Genomic DNA, 20364 nt, shown 5'->3' on the forward strand with positions numbered 1-20364 from the left:
TCTCCTATCCAGCTGTGAAGCCGCCGTCGATTGGCACCGCGACGCCTGTGATGTGTCTTGCGTCGTCGCTTGCGAGGAAGACGGTCAGGCTCGCGATTTCCTTCGGGGTCGCCACGCGACCCTGAGGGTTGGAATCAATATTCCGTTGCAGGACCCCAGCTGCAGTGACCGGAGTCCTGTGGGCTGACACAAGCATGGGCGTGTCAACGGCGCCCGGGCAAACGGCATTAATGCTGATGTGCTCTTTGGCGTGATCCAGGGCCATGGCTTGCGTCAGTGAAACGACTGCGCCCTTCGACGCGCAATATGCGACAAGCCCTGGACAGCCAACCAATCCGACGTTCGAGGCGATGTTGACTATGCTGCCCCCACCGGATGTCCTCATGGCCCGGACCGCAGCGCGGCTGAAATAAAAAACGCCGCTGACATTAGCCTCGAAAGTCTGGCGCCACTCGCCATCCGATGTCTCGACGGCGTTTCCACGCCGGATAATGCCCGCGCCATTCACCAGGACACTAACTTTTCCGAACCTCTTCACGGTGGACTCAATCACCTGATCGGCAAACGCCGAGTCGGCCACATCACCCAGCATCAATTCAGCTTGGCAATCGTGCTTCTGGACCGATTGAAGTACCTTCTGGCCCCGCACTCGGTCGCGGCCGACCAGCATTAGCGCTGCACCTGTCGCGGCGAAGGCTTCTGCTACCGCCGCCCCGATCCCCGATGTCGCGCCCGTGACGATAACTGCCCTATTTGAAAGCGTCATGAATGCCCAGCCAAGTAATGGGGCCCGGCGTGTTTTCGTCGGCCCACCTTCCGATTGAGTCGGCATAGCGCCTGGGCCTTCCCTCTCGCAAGCGTCCAAAAAATCATGCGGCGAACAAGCTAAAGTTATCGCCGTGTTCCAAGCCGGTTCAAACCAGCGGTCATCGGATCTGCCGATCACCGGATAGTCTCCAGCAATAACGCAATATGCGGAATTCGCTCGCCATCTTGAATTCCCATTTTGCTGCAGACCCTTGAGGTGCACCCGCGCGCTCGAAATAGGGTTGGCCGCCTTCACGAGGGAACGGGATACCAAGCGTTCGGGCAGAGGCAAGAAGTCCAAAGCGAAGACAATCCCTTTCATTGGTCCTGATCTATTTCCACTTCGCGCGGTAGACGGATTGACGCACGCAAGGTCTAGGCCAACTCGAACAATTGACTTCAAAAGCTGCTTGGCGGATATCGCAGGTCGGCTGAGATTGGGATTGCGCTGGGCCGTGTCGCTAATGGTGTTCCTTGTGAGGCCGATAGCGATCCGTTGATGCCGCGGACCTTCGCGGTTTCAGTCCCACGTTGTTTTCACTTTCGGGTTCTGGCTACTCGACGGACCCGTTCACGCCTCTCACAAGGCACGACTAGCCCCCCCCTCTTCCATCAGCTGCTTTAGGCAAGCTGATATTCCTTTGAGGCCAGCAACGAGCTGGCCGAGAGGGAAGACTGTCTGCGATGGCGCATGGGTGCTTCACGGGCGCCACCCGCCGCAAAGTTGCGATTGAATACGTCAATCTGAGCCTAGATCCACCCCTCCTGCGCGGATTGGAGCTGTTGACATTGTCGAAGGCGCTCGGAGTTTTCAAAAGGCCTAAAAGCAATGCCTGGCCCTAGCTGCCGCATAGAGTTGCCAACCACCTCAAGGCCTCCAAGGGCAAACACTCCACGTGATTGCGGAAGTGGCGAACCGCCGACTTTCCTGAAGACACCAGCCGAATGCCCCAAGACCTGAAGGGCTTTTCAGGAGTTTCCGGGCGGTCATGACCCCTGGTTATCGGCCGGCGACTAATACTCATTTGAAGGGCGCAGCCCGTCAGCGTTAACTCAAGCCAGAAACTTAGGGCAGGCTCCAGCCGGTTCGTTGGAATGGAAGGGCAAAAGTCAAGGGATCTCTGGAGCGCTGAAGCACGCAAGGCAGGGGATAGGACAGCATGAAGATAAGGCGCATCCGGGTATTCATGAAGAGTCTACCGGTTCCCGGAGGGAAGGTCACAGTAGGACAGGCAACGCTTGCAGCCCTCGATTCCACCATCATCCAGATCATATCCGATTCAGGCGTGGTCGGCTGGGGCGAAACTTGTCCGATTGGTCCGACTTACGCTCAGAGCCATGCCCTTGGGGCCCGCGCCGCAATAATGGAAATGAGTCCTGGTCTTATAGGAGCCTCCATCAACCCGGGACTGCTGCATCGCAAGATGAACTCACTGCTTAACGGGCATTCTTATGCGAAGGCCGCCTTTGATATTGCCGCGCACGATTTAATTGGCAAGCATACGGGAATGCGGGTAGCGGACCTGCTGGGAGGCGCCACGACTGAGCGTGTTCCATTCTACTTCTTTATCGGCGTTGGCGATGCTGATGAAGTGGTCCGGTCCGTCAAGGAGGCCCAGGCCTCGGGATACGTTCGCATTCAAACAAAGATCGGCGGCCGTCCTGTCGATCAGGATATCGAGGTGATCCGAAAGGTCGCGGAGGTCTTGAAAAAGGGCATGCGCTGGGCTGTCGATGGCAACAGAAACCTGACCATGCGCGACGCAATTTTGCTCAGCCAGCAATGCAGGGATATTCCATTCGTTCTTGAGCAACCCTGCAACACGCTGGACGAGATCGCCGCGATACGACCGGCTTTGCAGCATCCAATCTACATCGATGAAAGTGGCCTTGACCTGAGCACTGTCGTCCAGGCAGCCGGCAATGGCCTGTGCGATGGCTTCGGAATGAAGGTGACTCGGATTGGCGGGTTAAAGCCGATGGCTGCGTTCCGAGATATCTGCGAAGCTCGTTCGCTGCCGCATACCAGTGATGACAGCTGGGGAGGAGATATCACAGGGGCGGCTTGCGTTCATATTGGCTCCACGGTGAGGCCGAATTTGTTCGAGGGCTGCAGCTGGGTCAACAAAATCTCCGAGGAAAGTCACTACGACCCAATTCACCCAATTTCCGTTACGGACGGTCACGTTTTGCTCCCGACCGGCCCGGGCCTGGGACTGGAAGTCGACGAGTCCATGGTTGGTACACCAATTGCAGAATTTTGAGCGTAGCCACGTTTCAAACGCACGATCCAGCGGCATAACGGCCAAGGAGTTAAACATGCCCGTAATTCACGTCGAGACATTCAAGACGGATGACGACAAGAAGGAGAACCTGGCCTATGAAATCACAAAGCTGTTCTGCGACAAGATGAACTTGAGGCCGGAGCAGGTCCACGTGGTGTTTGATGAATACGAGCCAAGCAACTGGGCTACAGCTGGCAAGCTCTGGTCGAGGATGTGATACGCTACAGCATTTACTGTGCAGAAATTTGAAGCCTCCTTCCGTCGTTGCAGTTGAGGGGGCCTATTTGGACAAGTCTTGGCCTTGGCATCGCGTAGCGCGGCTCATCTTGTGATTACCTCTGCAGGTTGGCACGGTATGCCATCGGTCAGGAGCCGCGCACCCGGATTATGCATGGCTGCCAAGCAGTTTCAGTCGACACAGCCTTGATAGCCGCTCGCGTCACCGGCAAGCCAAGCCATGAATTGTGAATCGATTATTGGTTACCTCGCGGCTCTATGCTCCGTGACGTCATATACCCCGCAAGTCTGGAAAATTATCAGGACGCGGGATACCGATGGCATCTCAGCCCCGATGTACGTCATCAACGTCGTGGGATTTGCGTTGTGGCTCACCTTCGGGATACTGAAGAATGAATGGTCCCTCATCGTCACCAACGCTCTGATCCTGTTACTTTCAAGCCTCATTCTCCTAATGACGCTTCTTCCACGCGCGAAAAAGGATGCTGTGGCCGACGTAATTGATCCAGCTATTCCCCGCACACATCGGTCCGAGGAGGGGACGCCTTCGGGTGATTCCGAAACCAGGTGATAACCTGACCTGGTTTGGAGGCTCTGGTCGGTTGACAGGTCCTTCTGCGAATTGGGCAAATCGTCAGGCCTGCATTCTCTCGCGAAGCGCACGTGCTGCAGTGACCATGTTGACGAGGGAAGGGCGGACCTCCTCCCAATTGCGTGTTTTGAGGCCACAGTCAGGGTTTACCCACAGTTGCGCGTCAGACAAGCGTTCGCGGGCAAGCGAAAGGAGGGCCGAAATCTCGGCGACTTCCGGAACACGCGGCGAGTGGATGTCATAGACTCCGGGACCGATTTCATTCGGATATTTGGAACTCGTGAAGGCGTCCAGCAGTTCCATCGCCGAGCGCGATGTCTCAATGGAGATTACATCCGCGTCCAGCTCAGCGATCACGCCGATGATCTCATTGAATTCCGAGTAGCACATATGAGTGTGGATTTGAGTCGCGTCCTGTACACCGGTTGAAGCGAGCCGAAAGCATTCGACTGCCCAGTCGAGATAGAATTGCCGGCCGCATTTGCGCAGCGGCAGGCCTTCGCGAAACGCCGCCTCGTCGATCTGGATCATCTTTGCGCCAGATTTTTCGAGGTCCGTCACTTCATCGCGAATGGCGAGCGCGATCTGGCGACAGACCTCAGCGCGGGATAGGTCGTCGCGAACAAAAGACCAGTTAAGAATGGTCACTGGGCCCGTCAGCATTCCCTTCACCGGCTTTTGCGTAAGCGACTGAGCGAACTCCCACCACCGCACCGTCATCGGATTTGGGCGCGACACGTCGCCGAAGATGATAGGGGGACGCACGTAGCGCGACCCATAGCTCTGCACCCAGGCATGTTCGGTGAAGGCGAAGCCGGAAAGTTGCTCGGCGAAATACTGGACCATGTCGTTTCGTTCGAACTCACCATGCACCAGCACATCCAGCCCAATCTCCTCCTGCCAGCGAATAGCAGCCTCGGTCTCCTTCTTCAGAAAGGTTTCGTAATCGACATAGCTGAGCTGGCCCCTCCCATGCGCGGCACGCGCCTTGCGCACCTCAGCCGTCTGCGGGAAGGATCCAATGGTCGTCGTTGGAAACCGCGGCAGGCCGAGCGCGCGAGCCTGAACCCTGGAACGCTCGGCAAATGCGCTCGTTCGTTGCTTCATGGCGCCGTTGATGCCGGCGGTTCGCCCTTCTACAAGCGGGTCGTGGATCTTCGAAGATGTTGCGCGAGCCGCGGCGGCATCAGCAGAAGCTTTCAACTCGTCGGCCACCGCGCCCCTCCCTTGGGACAAGGCCCGAGCCAGGATCACCAGCTCGTCGGTCTTTTGGGCCGCGAAGGCGAGCCACGATCTGAGGTCCGCATCGAGTGCTGTCTCCATGCGCAGATCGATCGGCACATGCAGCATCGAGCAGGAAGGCGCTATCTCGACGCGGGCCAGGGGCCAGCCGGCGACGACCGGCTTGATTCGGTCGAGAATGGCAGTGAGGTTCGCGCGCCAGACATTGCGGCCGTCGATCAGGCCAAGCGAAAGCACCAGATCCTTAGGTGCGAGGCGACCAACCGTTTCCAACTGCTCGGGAGCGCGCACGAGGTCTAGATGCAGCCCGGCTATCGGCAGAGAAATCGCGGTCTCGAGATTATCTCCCAACGGCCCGAAATAGGTAGCCAGCATGATCTTCAGCTCGGGCGCCACCGTCGACAGCTGCCCATAGGCAAATTCAAACGCAGCTCGTTCGTTCGGGTTTAGATCCAGCACAAGCGCCGGCTCGTCGATCTGTAGCCAATCGGCTCCCGCGAGCTTCAACGTCCGCAGGAGTTCCTCGTAGACGGGCAAAAGCCGTGGCAGGAGCGCGATGGTGTTGAATCCTTCGGCACGTGACTTCGCCAGCTTGAGAAAAGTGACCGGTCCAAGGATGACTGGGCGTGTGTGAATGCCCAACGCCTTAGCCTCGAGGAAGTGATCAATGGGTTTCGTCGACGAGAGGGTAAACGTCTGATTATCCTCGAGTTCCGGCACGATGTAGTGATAATTGGTATCAAACCATTTGGTCATTTCCATCGCGGTTAAGCTGTGTCCATCAGCATGCTGGTGACGAGCGCATCCACAATGCTCCGTCTGAGCTTGGCCGCCGCGGGCCATGGCGAAATAGGTATCGAGTGGGACCTCGCCCCCGTTCCAAGCATATCGGGACGGCACGGCGCCGACCATGGCTGCGGTGTCGAGTACATGGTCGTAGAGCGAGAAGTCGTTGGACGGGATTTTCGAAACGCCGCGATCATGCTGCTCCTCCCAGCTAGCGGCACGGAGCGCCTTCGCCATCGTGAGAAGCTCGGCGCCACAAGATTTTCCGGACCAATAACTTTCAAGCGCGAATTTCAATTCTCGCCGACGACCGATTCGTGGGACACCGAGCGTTGCTACAGGAATTTGCTGAGAGACAGTCATGCCATACCCCGATAGTTGGGGCGTGGGACAAGGAGGGCGCCAATAGCCCGACCCGAAACGCCAAGCTGCCGCGGCCCACCGAGACACCCCGCCCGTGGACAATGGTTCGCCGTGGCAGGTCTCCTGGCTCGCGGGTCATAGCCTTTACCCGTCTTCCCGAGGCGTTCGCCTCAGTGACATGAGTGGGATTGGCTCGCCGCTAACAGTTGCGGGGGCAGCGCCGGCATCGCACCGGCTTCCCTCTTAGCTCCGCTGCGGCAACGCCGTACGGAGAACCACGGTGACCCAGACAATCACAAGGGGTGCTGTCTGTCAACGCCGCATAAAGAAATGTTTATGTCATTATGCGAATGTCGCTTGTAATGATGGGCTATTTTCGGAGAGTCGTGCAGGAGCAACAAAGGAAGGGTTTGATCGTCAACATGTTCATTTCGGCACTCGGTAGGGCAGACTGGCTAGATGAAGCCATTGCTTGCCGCTGCCGGTGACTGGCCAAATCAGCAAATGGGCGCTGTTCGGAGGTGTGCCGGACCGAGCCGGTTTTGGTTGGACCTATCGGGCGTGAGGGCAGGGCGCCGCCAGCACAATTGCGTGGCTAATCGCATACTGCAGGACGCGAATGTGGGCATCGGCACGCCGACTGATATCAAGATTGCCTGAACTGCCCTGTCAAATGGCGCCAGCTCATCTCTGAGTTCCTGCAATTAAAAGCGCCAGGGGGAAACCGCACTCTACGAAAGGAGATGGGAAATGGGACATTTCGATTTGCCTGTCTTCGGTAAGGCAGCTTTTACCGGGAGCAGGGCAGCTATTTCTTGGCACGCCCCTGAAGCAGTCCAGCCTGCTCGGCTTCGCGGCGCAGATTCTGGCGCGGCCGCGGACCGATTTGCTGGATCACCAGGCCGGCCGCCAGCGAGCCGAGATCACCGCAATCTTTAAGGCTGCGCCCGGTCGTGTAGCCGTAGAGGAAGCCCGCGGCATAGAGGTCACCGGCGCCGGTTGTGTCGACCAGTCCCCTGGTCTCCATGGCCTGGATGGTAACCGTCTCGTCGCCGCGCACGATCACCGAACCCTTTTCCGAACGGGTCACGGCGGCTATTCTACAATCTTTGCGTATCGCCGCCAGCGCGTTCTCGAAGGAGGAGGTCTGGTAGAGCGACTTGATCTCGTGGCTGTTGGCGAAAACGATGTCGACCTTGCCCGAACGCATCAGCTCCAGGAATTCATCGCGATAGCGGTCGACACAGAAGGAATCCGACAGCGTCATGGAGACTTCGCGCCCGGCCGCATGTGCCAGCCGCGCGGTCTGCCGGATTGCTTTCTTGGCGCGTGGCGGATCCCACAGATAGCCCTCGAAATAGGTGACCTTGGCGCCGGCGGCCTTGTCTGCCTCAACATCCTCCGGTCCGAGCTCGACGCAGGCGCCGAGATAGGTGTTCATCGAGCGCTCGCCGTCCGGCGTGACGAAGATCATCGAGCGCGCCGTCGGCGGTTCGCCCTGGAGCGGCCTGGTGTCGAAGGCCACGCCCTGGGCGTGGATGTCGTGGGTATAGATGTCGCCGAGCGCATCGTTCGAAACCTTGCCGCAGAAGGCGGCGCGGCCACCGAAGCTCGCCACGCCCGCCGCCGTGTTGCCGGCACTGCCGCCCGAAGCCTCGATGGCGGGCCCCATGCGGCTGTAGAGCAGCTCGGCGCGGCTTGTGTCGATGAGGTTCATCGCGCCCTTAACGATGCCATTGGCCTCCAGGAAGGCTTCGTCGCATTGGGCGATGATATCGACAATGGCATTGCCGATGCAGAGCACGTCATATTCCGGCAGCAAGATCTCTGGCACGAACGGGCGCGGGTTCGGCCGGCTGGTGTGGGCGTTTCGAGCGCAGATTATCTGGCGTGGAGTCCCTCCGGGCTGCGACTCCTGCGTCGCGCCGCAAGTCGTTGGCTCCGCCGGTCCTCTCCCAGGTGAATTCAGGCTCGTCACGGCCGAGGTTCCGATAGATCGCGGTAGGAGAACAAGCGGCCCCCTAGCGACTTTGATTTCAACCAGATCGTGAACATAGGCCTACCATTCACAGCGACTTGGAACTGCTAAGACTCTGCAAATTTGTTTGAAGGGTCTGTTGCAAGGCTCTGTCGAAAACGCATGGGATTGGCCACGTGCGAGCAGGCAGTGGACCAACATACCGTTCGGCCGGAGAATCCGAGGGAGTCGGCTGACAGTGCCACGCGAGCGTGCGGTATCAAGCGCCTGTTTGACCGGTTTGCGCTCCGCCTATGCTAGCCGTGATTGGATCAAGCACGCTTAAGGCAGGTGGTCGTATCCGTCTTATCCCGGCAGAGACAAAGCGCGAGGCCGAGAATGTTTGCCCTCACGTCACAATGCGGCTGGCAAGGCCGACACACCCGACCAGTGCGACCGTGTTCGTCTATCTCACTTCAAGCAGCAGGGCTGTGGGAATCGCTTCCGCTGCTGGCGCTCAGTGCCCACCTGATTCTTCTTAGATGCAAGCCTGTCCGGGCGTTGGGAAAGGCTATTCCAGACAGACGCTTTTTTCTAAGCTTTTTGTGGCTCCAGATTCGAAGCGTAAGATCTCCACTGGTTTAATCCCGAGCCTCTACAGCATCTCCTACTTTAGCTCTACGCCAGCGACGTCGATCGAACGGGAACATAATGTAGTCGCGCACGGTGAGCGGCTCGGGTTGGTTTCGCATGCCAACCTCCGGCCACTCATTCTTTTTTGGCCAGTATGCAGTTAGAAAAATCGTGTCCCAAATCGTTGTAAAGAAGCCATAGTTTCGATGCCGGTGATGCGCTTCCATCGAGTGGTGAATGCGGTGGAATTTGTTGTCGCCAATGATGTATCGAAGCGGCCCAAGATTGATGCGGGTACTGGAGTGCGAAAGATGGGCCTGAAAGGTGATCAGCGTCATGGCCACAATGGGCACTACGCCAGATTCAAAATGGATCAGAGCGAGTGGTAGTGCGACCAAGGCTGCGTAAACGAGTGGCTCGGTGATGTGATGATTGCAATTCCATGCCGTCAATTCGCGGATCGAGTGGTGAGTCGCGTGCAGGCGCCAGAGGAATGGAACAGCATGCTGAGCGCGGTGCATCCAATAGTAGAAGAAGTCGCCTGCAATCGCGACTAAAACTCCCGAAAGAACCGCCAATCCACTGTTGACGATCGCATTGTCGGAGTGAAGCATTCCGAAATTGATCGTTACGAGCGGCTTTATTCCTATCCAAGCCAGGCCAACAGCGAAGAAGTGCCAAACAAACGCGCCGAGTCCGAGCCGAATAAGCCAATTCCGCACGCCGCGAACATATGAGGCAAGACTGTATCGATAAGCCGGAAAGGTGAGTTCCAGCGCGGCGCAAATGGTAGCGAAGACCACAACCAACTCGAGCGATTTCACGAAAATCTGGGTTATCTGATTAAAATCGAGAATTTGCATTTGTTTGCTCCGGCGAATCGTTCAAAATGCGCCAGCTTCAGGTCGGATCTTCGAGGCGGTCATCTTCGTCATCAGGGCGAATCCAATAGTTATGAATCTCCAGCGCCGCCCGACAAATTCGAGCTCGGCAGCCGAATCTATACCCGCGCAGAACGTATGAATTGCACGGTGGTCGGCCATGCAACTTGCGTTTCGCTGCGCATCCAAACGGTGATTATTCCGCCGGCACGGCGGGGCACCGCGGGAGCGGACTATGCGAGGTTCTCCCGGATTGGTAAAATTGATTGTTTGGATAAGCCGTATCCATTTCCCAAATGAGTCGGAGAAGCAGAGGAGCGACGTGGATTGTCCGCCTGAGGTTGCAAGCTATGCGCCATTGTGTTGCGGCGGCGACCCGCTATGGCAAAAGAACTTTGTGAACCAGCAGCTCGGCGGGTCGGGCGTTGTTGAGGTTCATCGCGCCCTTACTGAGGCGATGATTTCGGCGATGGCATTGCCGATGAAAAGCGCATCAACGTCTCCGCAACAGACCTCCCGGCCTTCTGCCATGCCGGCTGCGCGAGGTCTGGTCATGACATGGTGTTCCGCTTCCATTTTGCGTTGGCTCTCAAGGGGCGGCGAGCCCTGCCTCGCGCCGCAAGTCGTCGGCTCTGTCAGTCCTCTCCCAGGTGAACTCAGGCTCTTCACGGCCGAAATGCCCATAGGTCGCGGTCTTGCGGTAAATCGGGCGTAAGAGATCAAGCATCTTGATAATGCCCTTCGGTCTGAGATCGAACAGCTCAAGAACGAGCCGCTCGATCGTTCTTTCCTCAATCCTTGCGGTGCCGAAAGTGTTGACCATGACAGACACCGGACTTGCCACGCCGATCGCGTAAGCAACCTGCACCTCGCAGACGTCCGCAAGGCCGCTCGCCACGATATTCTTGGCGACATACCGGGCGGCATAGGCTGCCGAGCGGTCAACCTTGGACGGGTCCTTGCCCGAAAAGGCGCCGCCGCCGTGGCGCCCCATTCCACCATAGGAATCGACGATGATCTTGCGTCCAGTGAGGCCGCAGTCGCCGCGCGGCCCACCGACTACGAACCGACCCGTTGGGTTGACCAGAATTCTGATGCCTTCCGCGTCCAGGTCGGGCGGCAGAACCGGCTTTATGATTTCCTCAATGACGCCCTCGCGGACCGTCTCCTGCGAAACCTGCTCATCGTGCTGCGTCGACACGACGATGGTGTCCAGGGCGATAGGGCGCAAACCCTCATAGCGCACCGACACTTGCGACTTCACGTCAGGACGCAACCAGCTAAGCTCTCCTGCCTTGCGGACATCCGCCTGCCTTTTCGTCAAACGGTGGGCGAGCTGGATTGGCAAAGGCATCAGCGTGTCGGTCTCGCGGCATGCATAGCCGAACATGAGGCCCTGATCTCCCGCTCCCTGTTCGAGGTCCTGCCCCCGACCTTCGTCAACGCCTTGGCTAATGTCGGGCGACTGCTCGGTGAGGGCATGAACGACTGAGCAATGCCGGCCATCAAAGCCAACGGCCTCATCGTCGTATCCAACATCAATGATCGTATCGCGGGCAACCTGGCTGTAGTCGACATTTGCGTCGCTGGTAATCTCGCCGGCCAGAACGACTGTCCCTGTCTTCACCAAGGCTTCACATGTCTTCACCAGGGTTTCACAAGCGACGCGCGCCTTCGGATCGAAGCGGAGCACCGCATCGAGGATAGCATCCGAGATGTTGTCGGCCAGCTTATCCGGGTGTCCCGCGCCTACCGATTCGGAAGAGAATACGAACTGCCTAGCCATGAAATGCCTCGCGTCGGATGTTAGAGTTGCGTGGGCGCGTGCTCGAGCTGCCTTACCTGTCGGTGATGCCTGGCACCTCGAACGCCGCGCACAACTCGGCAACGTTTCTTCGCACGCCGGCATGAAGATCTTCGTCGTCTGGCCGCCGGAGAACGGAGTCAATGAAGCCGGCAATTTGCACCATTTCCCCCTCGCGCATGCCCATTGACGTCACTGCCGGCGATCCCAAGCGAATTCCGCTCGTAACCGCCGGGTCGCGCGGATCGCCCGGCACCATGTTAAAGTTCGCAATGATGCCCGCCCTTGCTAATCGCTCGGCATAGGCCTTGCCGGACAGTGGTCGATCGCGCAGATCAAGGATGAGCATGTGATTGTCGGTCCCGCCGGTGACCAGGTCATAGCCTCGCTCTAGCAACGCCTGGGCCAGGGTCTTGGCATTCTTGACGATCTGTTGGCCGTAGCTACGGAAGGACGGGGTCGCGGCTTCTTGTAAGGCGACCGCTAGCGCAGCGATAACATTCATATGCGGCCCGCCTTGCAGGTGAGGGAAGACCGCGCGATCTATCCGCCTGGCTAGATTGTGTTTGCTCTTCGGATGATACAGAGCCTGATAGCGATCTTCCTTCTTGGACAAAATGAAGCCACCGCGGGGGCCGCGGATCGATTTGTGCGAGGTGCTGCTGACGACGTCGCAATGGCGCACGGGGTTCGGGTGTACTTCTGCAGCAATCAGGCCGCTGATGTGCGCAATGTCGGCTACAAGGTAGGAGTCCGCCTCCACAGCGATTTCTGCCATTGCCGCATAGTCAAAGAGACGCGGATAAGCAGTTCCGCCCACCCAAATGAGCCGCGGCCGTTCCCGCTTGGCTGTCTCGCGCAAGCGGTCATAGTCAATTTGCTGCGTTGTTTCGTGCAGCCCGTAGGGGACTCGTCGATAGTCAGTTCCGGAAAAGTTGATGGCCCAACCATGGGTCAGATGCCCCCCTTCCGGAATGGGCAAGCCCATGACTTTGTCGCAGGGCTTCAAAAGCGCGCGGTACACAGCCTGATTGGCCGGCGAGCCGGAATAAGGCTGGACGTTGGCGTGTTCGCTGCCAAATAGTTCCTTCAAGCGCTCAATGGCGAGGTTCTCAAGCTCATCGACGATCTCGTTTCCCGCGTAGTAGCGCGCACCGGGGTACCCCTCGGCATACTTGTTTGTGAAAATCGACCCGGTCGCTTCCAGAACTGCCGATGAGGCAAAGTTTTCAGAAGCGATTAGTTTGAGCGTCGTGCGCTCCTGTCGCTCTTGTCTCAGAAGCAGTTCGTGAACACGGCTATCAACCGCGGCTAAGGAAGAGCGCTCGCAAGTGTCGGGCTGCTCGATGGCGAGATCGGCGGAGTTGTCCATCGTGGGTTCGCGCTCCAATTGGATCAATCTATTTCGCGATTAGGCAGGCTGCCCCCTTCGGCTGCTCGTCTCGTATCGCTTCGAGTCGTTGTAGGTCTCGTTCATGATGGCCATCGCAGTGGGGCAGGAGATCGACTAGTAATTGGATCAGACCGCCGTCCTTGCCTCGTGCTTTGAGTTGATAGGAGCGCCACGGACGTTGTTCGTTGCAACAAAGAAAGTCCGCTCTGGCGAGTAGCCGGACATGTCGCACAACGCGATCGCGACGTAGATCCAAAATGTCTGCCAGCTCGCAGACAGTTAGGTCTGCATGCGCGCAAAGGCCCAGGATTCGAAGGCGATCAAGATGCGCTGCCGTCCGTAAGCGACTGACCAGTGTCATCATTGTTCAGCATCATCGAGCCATATGGAAAGACTGGATACTCTTTGCATTGAATTTGCCATCTGGCGCTCTCCGCAGATGCAGCAGCTTTCAAACCAAATTGTTCCACAACTGGACACTCTCGGTGCACGCAAGCAGACGTATAATTAGGACGAGCGCTCTTGTTGCCATGGCCTGTAGCCATAGATTGGGTCCAGTTCGGCGGTCGGAGATCAGGGGAACCGCGGTATTGAATCCTCTCACTGACCTCAGACGTTGAGATATGCTATCACCCACAGCGATTTCTGGTTGCTAAGTGTCTATGAACTTCTTTGAAGAAACTGTTGCAACTGCTCGCCGAGATGCCGGTCAAGATGGGTCGAGCCGCATGGTTTCAAGCCAACGGGGCGGCATGGTGGGGATTCGAAGGATGCCAGACATCCTTGGGTCGAAGTGCACCGGCTGGGGTGACGCGGCCTGCGCCATTGATGGCGTGAGCTTAGAAGACCTGCTCGACAGGATCGAGGCCAGCCGTCGCGACAGCGCTGAGATGTGCTCTTAGGGTATGAGAGCGCTTGGTATCCTTGGCTAGGCTCCAGGCAAAGTGCCCGTCGATGCCACTTCGAATAGGTCGAGCAGAATTGCCACCCCGACGCCGCAGGCGGTCACGATGAGGCCTGCCATGAAAGTGCGGTTGGCGCGCACGTAGGCGCGGCGTCGCAGCGAACTCATGTCGAGCAACATCCATAGCGCCCGCAACTGCGATGCTATCCCGACCAGGATCGGGATCACTGCGAACAGGTCGTAAAATTGCCACGGCACCGGGTTTGCCGCCCAATGTGTGACGAAACCCAGTGAAAACGCCAGCAATATGCCGACGACGGTGATTGTGCCGTTTCGGAAGACGGTCTCGATCGGTTCTTCCTTGGGATTATGCTCGTCCAATCGCCTCTCTCTGCAGGTCTGCGCAGTCATCACACAGCATGTGAACTGATCTATGGATCCTCCGAAGACTGGAGTTTGCCGACTTCAGGCTAGTGGCGTCATCGGATTCATCCGTGAGCCCATCTCTTGATACGAGAAAGAAGCAAAACTAAGTCGGCATGGACGCGCGATGCTGACGCCGCAGCGTTTGCCTGTCTTACGTGAAAGGCTGGTCAGCCTGCTCGCAAGATCCATAGGGCGGGTTTCTCTAACTCATCGATAGCAGCGGAATTTTGAATTATCGCCTGAGACTCGGTGCCTCAGTACGGGGTCACAATGCCTTGGCGGAAGGTGAGGGGCTTTGCCCCGAGCTCTGACAGAGGCGCGGTCTTCCGAGGTTCAGTGTGCGCGCGCCTGCCCCGCTGATCCTTATCCGCCAGCCCTCATTCTCGGCGAAGCGAAGCGGTTCAGGAAACCTGAGTTCCAGATAAAGAGAGGTGGGACTACTACTTGGCCGGATTGCGAAATGGCGCCCCCGGTGGCGCCAGACCCTTGCCCGCAAACCCGGTGCAGGAGCCTCCGGTTGAATCCTTCGGCAGCGCGCTTGGCCAAGCTCTCCTTGAACCAAGGTTTCACCGCCATTTCCCCGATGACCAGGCGACGCTGGAGGCTTGCGTGCTGTAAGTGAACAGCTCGCGACCAGCCTGCAGCGGCCTTTAGCCGAGAGCGACGACCTTTATCTCCAGCCATAGGGTGCTTGGCTCCTGCCGATTATTGTCCGCTTAACCGAGGATCATTCACCGAATACCAGCCAGCGCCACAAAAGCGGTCAGGATCCAGATGCTTTCGTCACGAGGCACCGGCCGCGAACATGATCCTCAAGGCGAAGCACGGGCGACTATCGCGAGTCCGATCCAGCTTTCGAAATCTTCTCGAAAATAAGCCGCTTGCCTTCGCTCACGCTCTCCTCGAGCGACTTCTCACCGGCCAGATGCGCGGCTATCGCGCTCGCCAGCATGCAGCCCGTCCCGCGCATCGATCCTGCAAGCCTGGGCACGTCGAAGCGGATGGACTCCTGTCCGGAGCTCAACAGGACGTCCGTTGATCTGGGTCCCGTCGTATGGCCGCCCTTGATGAGCAGCGCCTGCGGCCCGGCCGCAAGCAATCGTTCTCCCTGCCGCAGCGCATCATCGTCGTCCACGGCCAGATCCGAGTCGGTCAGGATCGCCAGCTCGACGAGATTTGGCGTGACAAGACGGCAAAGCGGCATGAGATCGCGCTTCAAGACTCCGACCGCCCCCGGTTCCAGCAGTTGCCTGCCCGACGAGGAAGCCAGCACCGGATCGAGGACTGCCGGTATCCGCGGATTTTCGCGCAGTACGGCGGCAACCGCCGCGATGACACGTCCCGTCGAAAGCATGCCGATCTTTATCGCCGACACGCTGTTGGCCCGCAGCGCCGCGCGCATCTGATCGGCGACCAGGCCGGGCTGCATATGGTGGACTGCCGTGACTGATTGGTGTGTCTGCACCGTCACGGCGGTAACGGCAAGACAGGTCCGCAGGCCGATCGAGGAAATCGTCTCGATGTCGCGCGCGATCCCGGCGCCTCCGCTGGAATCCGATCCGCCGACGACAAGCACATGCGGGTCTCGGTTCAGCGCCATCGCGCCGTCTTTCCGATCCAGTCCCTGGTGCGCGCCTCGGGATCCGGGTTCAGCGTTATGTCCGTCACCACCGCGGCGCTGTCGGCGCCGGCCTCGAAGACGCCGTCGAGCCGCTCGGGATTGAGGCCGCCGATGGCGACCAGCGGAATGGGTGCGACAGCGTCCTTCCACGCGCGAACCCTTTCGAGCCCCTGCGGCGCCCATTTCATCTTCTTCAGGATGGTCGGATAGACGGGACCCAGCGCGACGTAGTCGGGCCTGGCTGCCAGGGCGGTTGCCAGTTCGGCATGATCGTGGGTGCTCAGTCCGAGCCTGATGCCGGACGCCCGTATCTCCGGGAGGTTGGCGGCCTGCAGATCCTCCTGGCCGAGATGGACGAAGTTGCAGCGCTCCTCGATCGCCAGCCGCCAATGATCGTTGACGATGAGCTGGCAGTCGTGTCTTGCGCACAAGGCCTTTGCCTTGCGGATTTCCGCGCGCAGCCTGTCCTCGTCCTTGTCCTTGATGCGAAGCTGCACCAACCTGACGCCGAGCGGCACCAGCCGCTCGATCCAGGCCGCGCTGTCGACGATCAGGTAGAAGGGATCGAGCTTCATGAAAAAACCGCCCTGCCGATTGTAGGCGTCGATGGCACGGCGACGTCGCGCGGCTCGAGCAGTCCCGAACCATACGCTTCCCGACCGGCATCGACCGCCTTGCTGAAAGCCCGCGCCATGCCCACTGGATCGGCAGCCTTGGCGACCGCCGTGTTGAGGAGCACGGCGTCAAAACCGAGCTCCATGACGGTTGCCGCGTGCGACGGCCGCCCGAGCCCCGCATCCACGATCAGCGGAACGCCGGGGAAACGCCCGCGCAACGAGCGCAGCGCCATGATGTTGACCGGTCCGAGCGCCGAACCGATCGGCGCGCACCACGGCATCAGCACCTTGCAGCCCGCCTCGAGCAGCCGCTCCGCGACGACGAGGTCGTCGGTGGTATAGGGGAATACGCTGAAGCCGTCTTCGCACAGGATGCGTGCCGCCTCGACTAGGCCGAACACATCGGGCTGCAGCGTGTCGTGGTTGCCGATCACTTCGAGCTTGATCCAGGACGTGCCGAAGACCTCGCGCGCCATCTTCGCGGTCGTCACGGCTTCCTTGACCGAATGGCAGCCGGCGGTGTTGGGCAGCACCCTCACTCCGAGCGAGCGGATCAGCGACCAGAATTGTTCGCCGGCCCTGCCGCCAGCCATTTCCCGGCGCAGCGAGACGGTGACCACCGAAGTGCCAGACGACTTGACCGCATCGGCAAGGATCGCCGGCGAAGGGTATTGGGCGGTGCCCAGTAGCAGGCGCGAGGCAAGCTTTGTCCCGAGAAGATCGAACATCGGCTAACCTCCCTGCATGGGCGACAGGATTTCGATCCGATCACCGTCATTCAGCCGGAATTCCGCCCGTTCGGCCGCAGGCACCACGTCGCCGTTCAGCGCGGTGGCGAGCCAGCCGCCCTCATAGTCGAGCTCCCTCAAAAGGGCGTCGAGCGTCGTAGCCTTGGCCTCAAGCGCTTCGCCGTTGACGATCAGCTTCATTGTCAGACTCCAGATTGGCAGATGAATTGAAGAGAAGGCTGGCAGCCTGATCGGCCATGGCCGGTGAAAGCAGGAAACCGTGCCGGTAGAGACCGTTGACCGTGATCGTGCCATCCTTCCGACGCATCACGCGCGGCAGATTGTCGGGATAGGCAGGACGTACGCCCACCCCTGTCTCGACGATTTCGGCCTCGCCGAACGCCGGATGGACCGCGTAGGCCGCATTGAGGAGTTCCATCAGCGAACGGGCGGTGATCGGTCCGTCGTGGTCGCTTTCGATCATGGTCGCGCCGACCATGAAGTGATGATCGGCCCGCGGCACGATATAGATCGGGTGGCGCGGATGGAGGAGACGCACTGGCCGGGCCAGCGAGACCTCGCACGTGTGGAGGAGCAGCATTTCACCGCGCACCCCGCGTAAATCGTCGTCGGTTCGCGCGATGCCCGTGCAGTCGATCACCTGATCAAAGCCGGAAAGCGCAGCCTCGCCCGCCTCGAAAAGAAAGACGACGCCCATCGCTCGCAGTTCGCCGGCGAGGGCCTCGAGCGCCCGGCGGGGATCGAGGTGGGCTTCGCCGACAAAGAACAGGCCCTGGCGAAAGCGGCCGGCAAGGTCGGGTTCGAGGGCGGCAATCGTTTCCTCGTTGACGGACTCATAGGCACGCGTTCGAGCCGCAAAGCGGGCAAGCTCGAAGGCGTCGCGCGCATGGGCAACGACGAGAGTGCCTGCCCTTGTCACCAGCCCGGGCAGTGTCCTTTCCCACCAGTCGGCCGAGGTTTTGCCGAGGGTGACAACCGCCTCCTCCGCGCTTTCGCGTTCGCACCAAGGGGCGAGCATGCCGCCAGCCAGCCAGGAGGCATTGCCGCCGATCTGGCTCCGGATTTCGGCAACCGTGACGGACGCACCCCGCGCGGCCAATTCATGGGCGACGGTGAGACCTGCCACACCGGCACCTTTAACAAGAATGCGGCGCATGGCTCAGCGCGCCCCCCGATCTTCCTTCGCCCGGTCTTCGTGCGATAGGGCCTGTTTCTCCGCCCCGGGCGTTTCGACCGGCATGTAGAGATCGCCGCCGGCGCGGTATTTCTCCGCCATCGCCGCCATCCCCTCTTTCTGCGCCTCGGCCCGGATGTCATGGGAGATGCGCATGGAGCAGAATTTCGGTCCGCACATGGAGCAGAAATGCGCCACCTTGTGCGCTTCCTTGGGCAGGGTCTCGTCGTGGAACTCGCGCGCCGTTTCTGGATCGAGCGACAGGTTGAACTGATCCTCCCAGCGGAACTCGAACCGCGCCCGCGACAGCGCGTCGTCGCGGGCCTTTGCCGCCGGATGCCCCTTGGCGAGGTCTGCGGCATGAGCGGCGATCTTATAGGTGATGACACCGGTCTTGACGTCGTTGCGGTCTGGCAGGCCGAGATGTTCCTTCGGCGTCACGTAGCAGAGCATGGCCGTGCCGAACCAGCCGATCATGGCGGCGCCGATGCCGGACGTGATGTGATCGTAGCCCGGCGCGATGTCCGTGGTCAGCGGGCCGAGGGTGTAAAACGGCGCCTCGCCGCAGACGGCAAGCTGCTTGTCCATATTCTGTTTGATCTTGTGCATGGGCACATGGCCGGGGCCCTCGATCATCACCTGGCAGTCCTTTGCCCAGGCGATCTTCGTCAGTTCGCCAAGCGTTTCCAGCTCGGCGAATTGCGCTTTGTCGTTGGCATCCGCGATCGAGCCGGGGCGAAGGCCGTCGCCGAGCGAGAAGGAGACGTCATAGGCTCTGGCGATGTCGCAGATTTCCTCGAAATGCTCGTAAAGGAAGCTCTCCCGGTGATGGTGCAGGCACCATTTGGCCATGATCGACCCGCCGCGCGAGACGATGCCCGTGACCCGGTCAACGGTCAGCGGGATGTAGTGCAGCCGCACGCCGGCATGGATGGTGAAATAGTCCACGCCCTGCTCGGCCTGCTCGATCAGCGTGTCGCGGTAAACCTCCCAGCTGAGGTCCTCGGCGATGCCTCCGACCTTCTCCAGCGCCTGGTAGAGCGGCACGGTGCCGATCGGCACCGGGGAATTGCGCACGATCCATTCGCGGATGTTGTGGATGTTGCGGCCGGTCGACAGGTCCATGACCGTATCGGCGCCCCAGCGGATCGCCCAGACCATCTTTTCGACCTCTTCGGCCATCGACGAGGTGACGGCGGAGTTGCCGATATTGGCGTTGATCTTCACCAGGAAATTGCGGCCGATGATCATCGGCTCGCTCTCGGGATGATTGATGTTGGCGGGGATGATCGCGCGGCCCCGCGCCACCTCGTCGCGCACGAATTCCGGCGTGACGAAATCCGGGATCGATGCGCCGAACGCCTCGCCGTCCTGTTGCAGCCTGCCGCGCAAGATCTCGCGGCCGAGGTTTTCGCGGATGGCGACGAATTCCATCTCGGGCGTGATGATCCCGGCGCGCGCATAGGCAAGCTGCGTCACCGCCTTGCCGGCCTTGGCCCGCAGCGGACGGTTGCGGACAGGAAATTCCGGCGTCAGCCGTTCGCCTGTCGCAAATCCGTTGTCCTCCGGCCTGACGTGGCGGCCGTCATAGGCTTCGATATCGCCGCGCGCGGCGGTCCAGTCCCGGCGAAGCCGGGCAAGTCCCTTTTCAATGTTCGTTTCGATCGCGGGATCGGTGTACGGGCCCGACGGGTCATAGACCGTCACCGGCGGCTCGCCGGCTGTCGGGTGCACGCTGATCTCGCGCATCGGCACCCTGATCTGCGGATGGATAGTGCCGGTCTTGTGGATCTTCCGCGAGGCGGGCAGCGATCCCGTCGAAACGGTGGGGGTCAAGGCATTCATTTGAGGCTCCTTTGCTCAGCTGCATTGGAGACCCAGTTCTGTGCCGGA

Annotated in this window: 16 protein-coding genes and 1 riboswitch; of the genes, 3 read left to right on the forward strand and 13 right to left on the reverse strand. The window is 59.6% G+C overall.

Annotated elements, in window-relative coordinates; translation table 11 throughout:
• Positions 1–4: 4 nt before the first annotated feature.
• Entirely contained in the window at positions 5–1129 is a 1125-nt protein-coding gene (locus tag MJ8_RS07565) for an SDR family NAD(P)-dependent oxidoreductase (protein ID WP_225248177.1), read from the reverse strand.
• Positions 1130–1967: 838 nt separating this feature from the next.
• Here MJ8_RS07565 and MJ8_RS07570 point away from each other — a divergent pair.
• The 3 genes from MJ8_RS07570 (at position 1968) to MJ8_RS07580 (ending at position 3900) form a co-directional block, all read left to right on the forward strand.
• The gene (locus MJ8_RS07570) at positions 1968–3071 is read left to right on the forward strand and encodes a mandelate racemase/muconate lactonizing enzyme family protein (RefSeq protein WP_201413799.1); all 1104 of its coding nucleotides are present in this window, start codon (positions 1968–1970) and stop codon (positions 3069–3071) included.
• Positions 3072–3126: 55 nt separating this feature from the next.
• A complete protein-coding gene (locus MJ8_RS07575) occupies positions 3127–3309 on the forward strand; it encodes a tautomerase family protein (RefSeq protein WP_201413800.1) in 183 nt (60 codons plus the stop codon).
• Between the two features lie 240 nt (positions 3310–3549).
• A complete protein-coding gene (locus MJ8_RS07580; RefSeq protein ID WP_201413801.1) occupies positions 3550–3900 on the forward strand; it encodes a SemiSWEET family sugar transporter in 351 nt (116 codons plus the stop codon).
• Positions 3901–3963: 63 nt separating this feature from the next.
• On the opposite strand, the gene metE is transcribed toward MJ8_RS07580, so the two are convergent.
• The 12 genes from metE to thiC form a co-directional block, all read right to left on the reverse strand.
• Entirely contained in the window at positions 3964–6312 is a 2349-nt protein-coding gene (gene metE, locus MJ8_RS07585) for a 5-methyltetrahydropteroyltriglutamate--homocysteine S-methyltransferase (protein WP_201413802.1), read from the reverse strand.
• Between the two features lie 95 nt (positions 6313–6407).
• Positions 6408–6607, reverse strand: a riboswitch (cobalamin riboswitch).
• A 513-nt stretch (positions 6608–7120) separates the two neighbouring features.
• Entirely contained in the window at positions 7121–8131 is a 1011-nt protein-coding gene (locus MJ8_RS07590) for an adenosine kinase (protein ID WP_201415348.1), read from the reverse strand.
• Between the two features lie 779 nt (positions 8132–8910).
• Entirely contained in the window at positions 8911–9765 is an 855-nt protein-coding gene (locus MJ8_RS07595; RefSeq protein WP_201413803.1) for a sterol desaturase family protein, read from the reverse strand.
• Between the two features lie 607 nt (positions 9766–10372).
• Complete coding sequence (metK, locus tag MJ8_RS07600) at positions 10373–11569, reverse strand: methionine adenosyltransferase (protein ID WP_201413804.1); 1197 nt, start codon at positions 11567–11569, stop codon at positions 10373–10375.
• A gap of 52 nt (positions 11570–11621) precedes the next feature.
• Positions 11622–12959: a serine hydroxymethyltransferase gene (glyA, locus tag MJ8_RS07605; protein WP_201413805.1), complete on the reverse strand. Its 1338-nt coding sequence runs from the start codon at positions 12957–12959 to the stop codon at positions 11622–11624.
• Between the two features lie 949 nt (positions 12960–13908).
• The gene (locus MJ8_RS07610) at positions 13909–14265 is read right to left on the reverse strand and encodes a hypothetical protein (RefSeq protein ID WP_201413806.1); all 357 of its coding nucleotides are present in this window, start codon (positions 14263–14265) and stop codon (positions 13909–13911) included.
• Positions 14266–15142: 877 nt separating this feature from the next.
• Complete coding sequence (locus MJ8_RS07615; RefSeq protein ID WP_201413807.1) at positions 15143–15910, reverse strand: hydroxymethylpyrimidine/phosphomethylpyrimidine kinase; 768 nt, start codon at positions 15908–15910, stop codon at positions 15143–15145.
• On the reverse strand, positions 15901–16506 hold the full coding sequence (locus tag MJ8_RS07620) for a thiamine phosphate synthase (protein WP_201413808.1): 606 nt from the start codon (positions 16504–16506) through the stop codon (positions 15901–15903). The genes MJ8_RS07615 and MJ8_RS07620 overlap by 10 nt, the downstream gene beginning before the upstream one ends.
• A complete protein-coding gene (locus MJ8_RS07625; protein WP_201413809.1) occupies positions 16503–17276 on the reverse strand; it encodes a thiazole synthase in 774 nt (257 codons plus the stop codon). The genes MJ8_RS07620 and MJ8_RS07625 overlap by 4 nt, the downstream gene beginning before the upstream one ends.
• 3 nt (positions 17277–17279) lie before the next feature.
• Positions 17280–17477 (reverse strand): sulfur carrier protein ThiS, encoded by a 198-nt coding sequence (gene thiS, locus MJ8_RS07630; protein WP_201413810.1) that lies wholly within the window; start codon positions 17475–17477, stop codon positions 17280–17282.
• A complete protein-coding gene (thiO, locus tag MJ8_RS07635; protein WP_201413811.1) occupies positions 17446–18453 on the reverse strand; it encodes a glycine oxidase ThiO in 1008 nt (335 codons plus the stop codon). The genes thiS and thiO overlap by 32 nt, the downstream gene beginning before the upstream one ends.
• Positions 18454–18456: 3 nt before the next feature.
• Positions 18457–20316, reverse strand: a complete 1860-nt coding sequence (thiC, locus tag MJ8_RS07640) for a phosphomethylpyrimidine synthase ThiC (RefSeq protein ID WP_201413812.1) — start codon at positions 20314–20316, stop codon at positions 18457–18459.
• Between the last annotated feature and the right edge of the window lie 48 nt (positions 20317–20364).

The organism is Mesorhizobium sp. J8 (genome assembly GCF_016591715.1).
Lineage (GTDB): Bacteria > Pseudomonadota > Alphaproteobacteria > Rhizobiales > Rhizobiaceae > Mesorhizobium.

Coding starts and splice junctions, on each gene's coding strand:
- metE (WP_201413802.1), bottom strand. CDS start 6,312: ATGACTGTCTCTCAGCAAATTCCTGTAGCAACGCTCGGTGTCCCACGA.
- thiS (WP_201413810.1), bottom strand. CDS start 17,477: ATGAAGCTGATCGTCAACGGCGAAGCGCTTGAGGCCAAGGCTACGACG.
- MJ8_RS07625 (WP_201413809.1), bottom strand. CDS start 17,276: ATGTTCGATCTTCTCGGGACAAAGCTTGCCTCGCGCCTGCTACTGGGC.
- glyA (WP_201413805.1), bottom strand. CDS start 12,959: ATGGACAACTCCGCCGATCTCGCCATCGAGCAGCCCGACACTTGCGAG.
- MJ8_RS07615 (WP_201413807.1), bottom strand. CDS start 15,910: ATGGCGCTGAACCGAGACCCGCATGTGCTTGTCGTCGGCGGATCGGAT.
- thiC (WP_201413812.1), bottom strand. CDS start 20,316: ATGAATGCCTTGACCCCCACCGTTTCGACGGGATCGCTGCCCGCCTCG.
- MJ8_RS07575 (WP_201413800.1), top strand. CDS start 3,127: ATGCCCGTAATTCACGTCGAGACATTCAAGACGGATGACGACAAGAAG.
- MJ8_RS07595 (WP_201413803.1), bottom strand. CDS start 9,765: ATGCAAATTCTCGATTTTAATCAGATAACCCAGATTTTCGTGAAATCG.
- MJ8_RS07580 (WP_201413801.1), top strand. CDS start 3,550: ATGAATTGTGAATCGATTATTGGTTACCTCGCGGCTCTATGCTCCGTG.
- thiO (WP_201413811.1), bottom strand. CDS start 18,453: ATGCGCCGCATTCTTGTTAAAGGTGCCGGTGTGGCAGGTCTCACCGTC.
- MJ8_RS07570 (WP_201413799.1), top strand. CDS start 1,968: ATGAAGATAAGGCGCATCCGGGTATTCATGAAGAGTCTACCGGTTCCC.
- MJ8_RS07565 (WP_225248177.1), bottom strand. CDS start 1,129: ATGAAAGGGATTGTCTTCGCTTTGGACTTCTTGCCTCTGCCCGAACGC.
- metK (WP_201413804.1), bottom strand. CDS start 11,569: ATGGCTAGGCAGTTCGTATTCTCTTCCGAATCGGTAGGCGCGGGACAC.
- MJ8_RS07620 (WP_201413808.1), bottom strand. CDS start 16,506: ATGAAGCTCGATCCCTTCTACCTGATCGTCGACAGCGCGGCCTGGATC.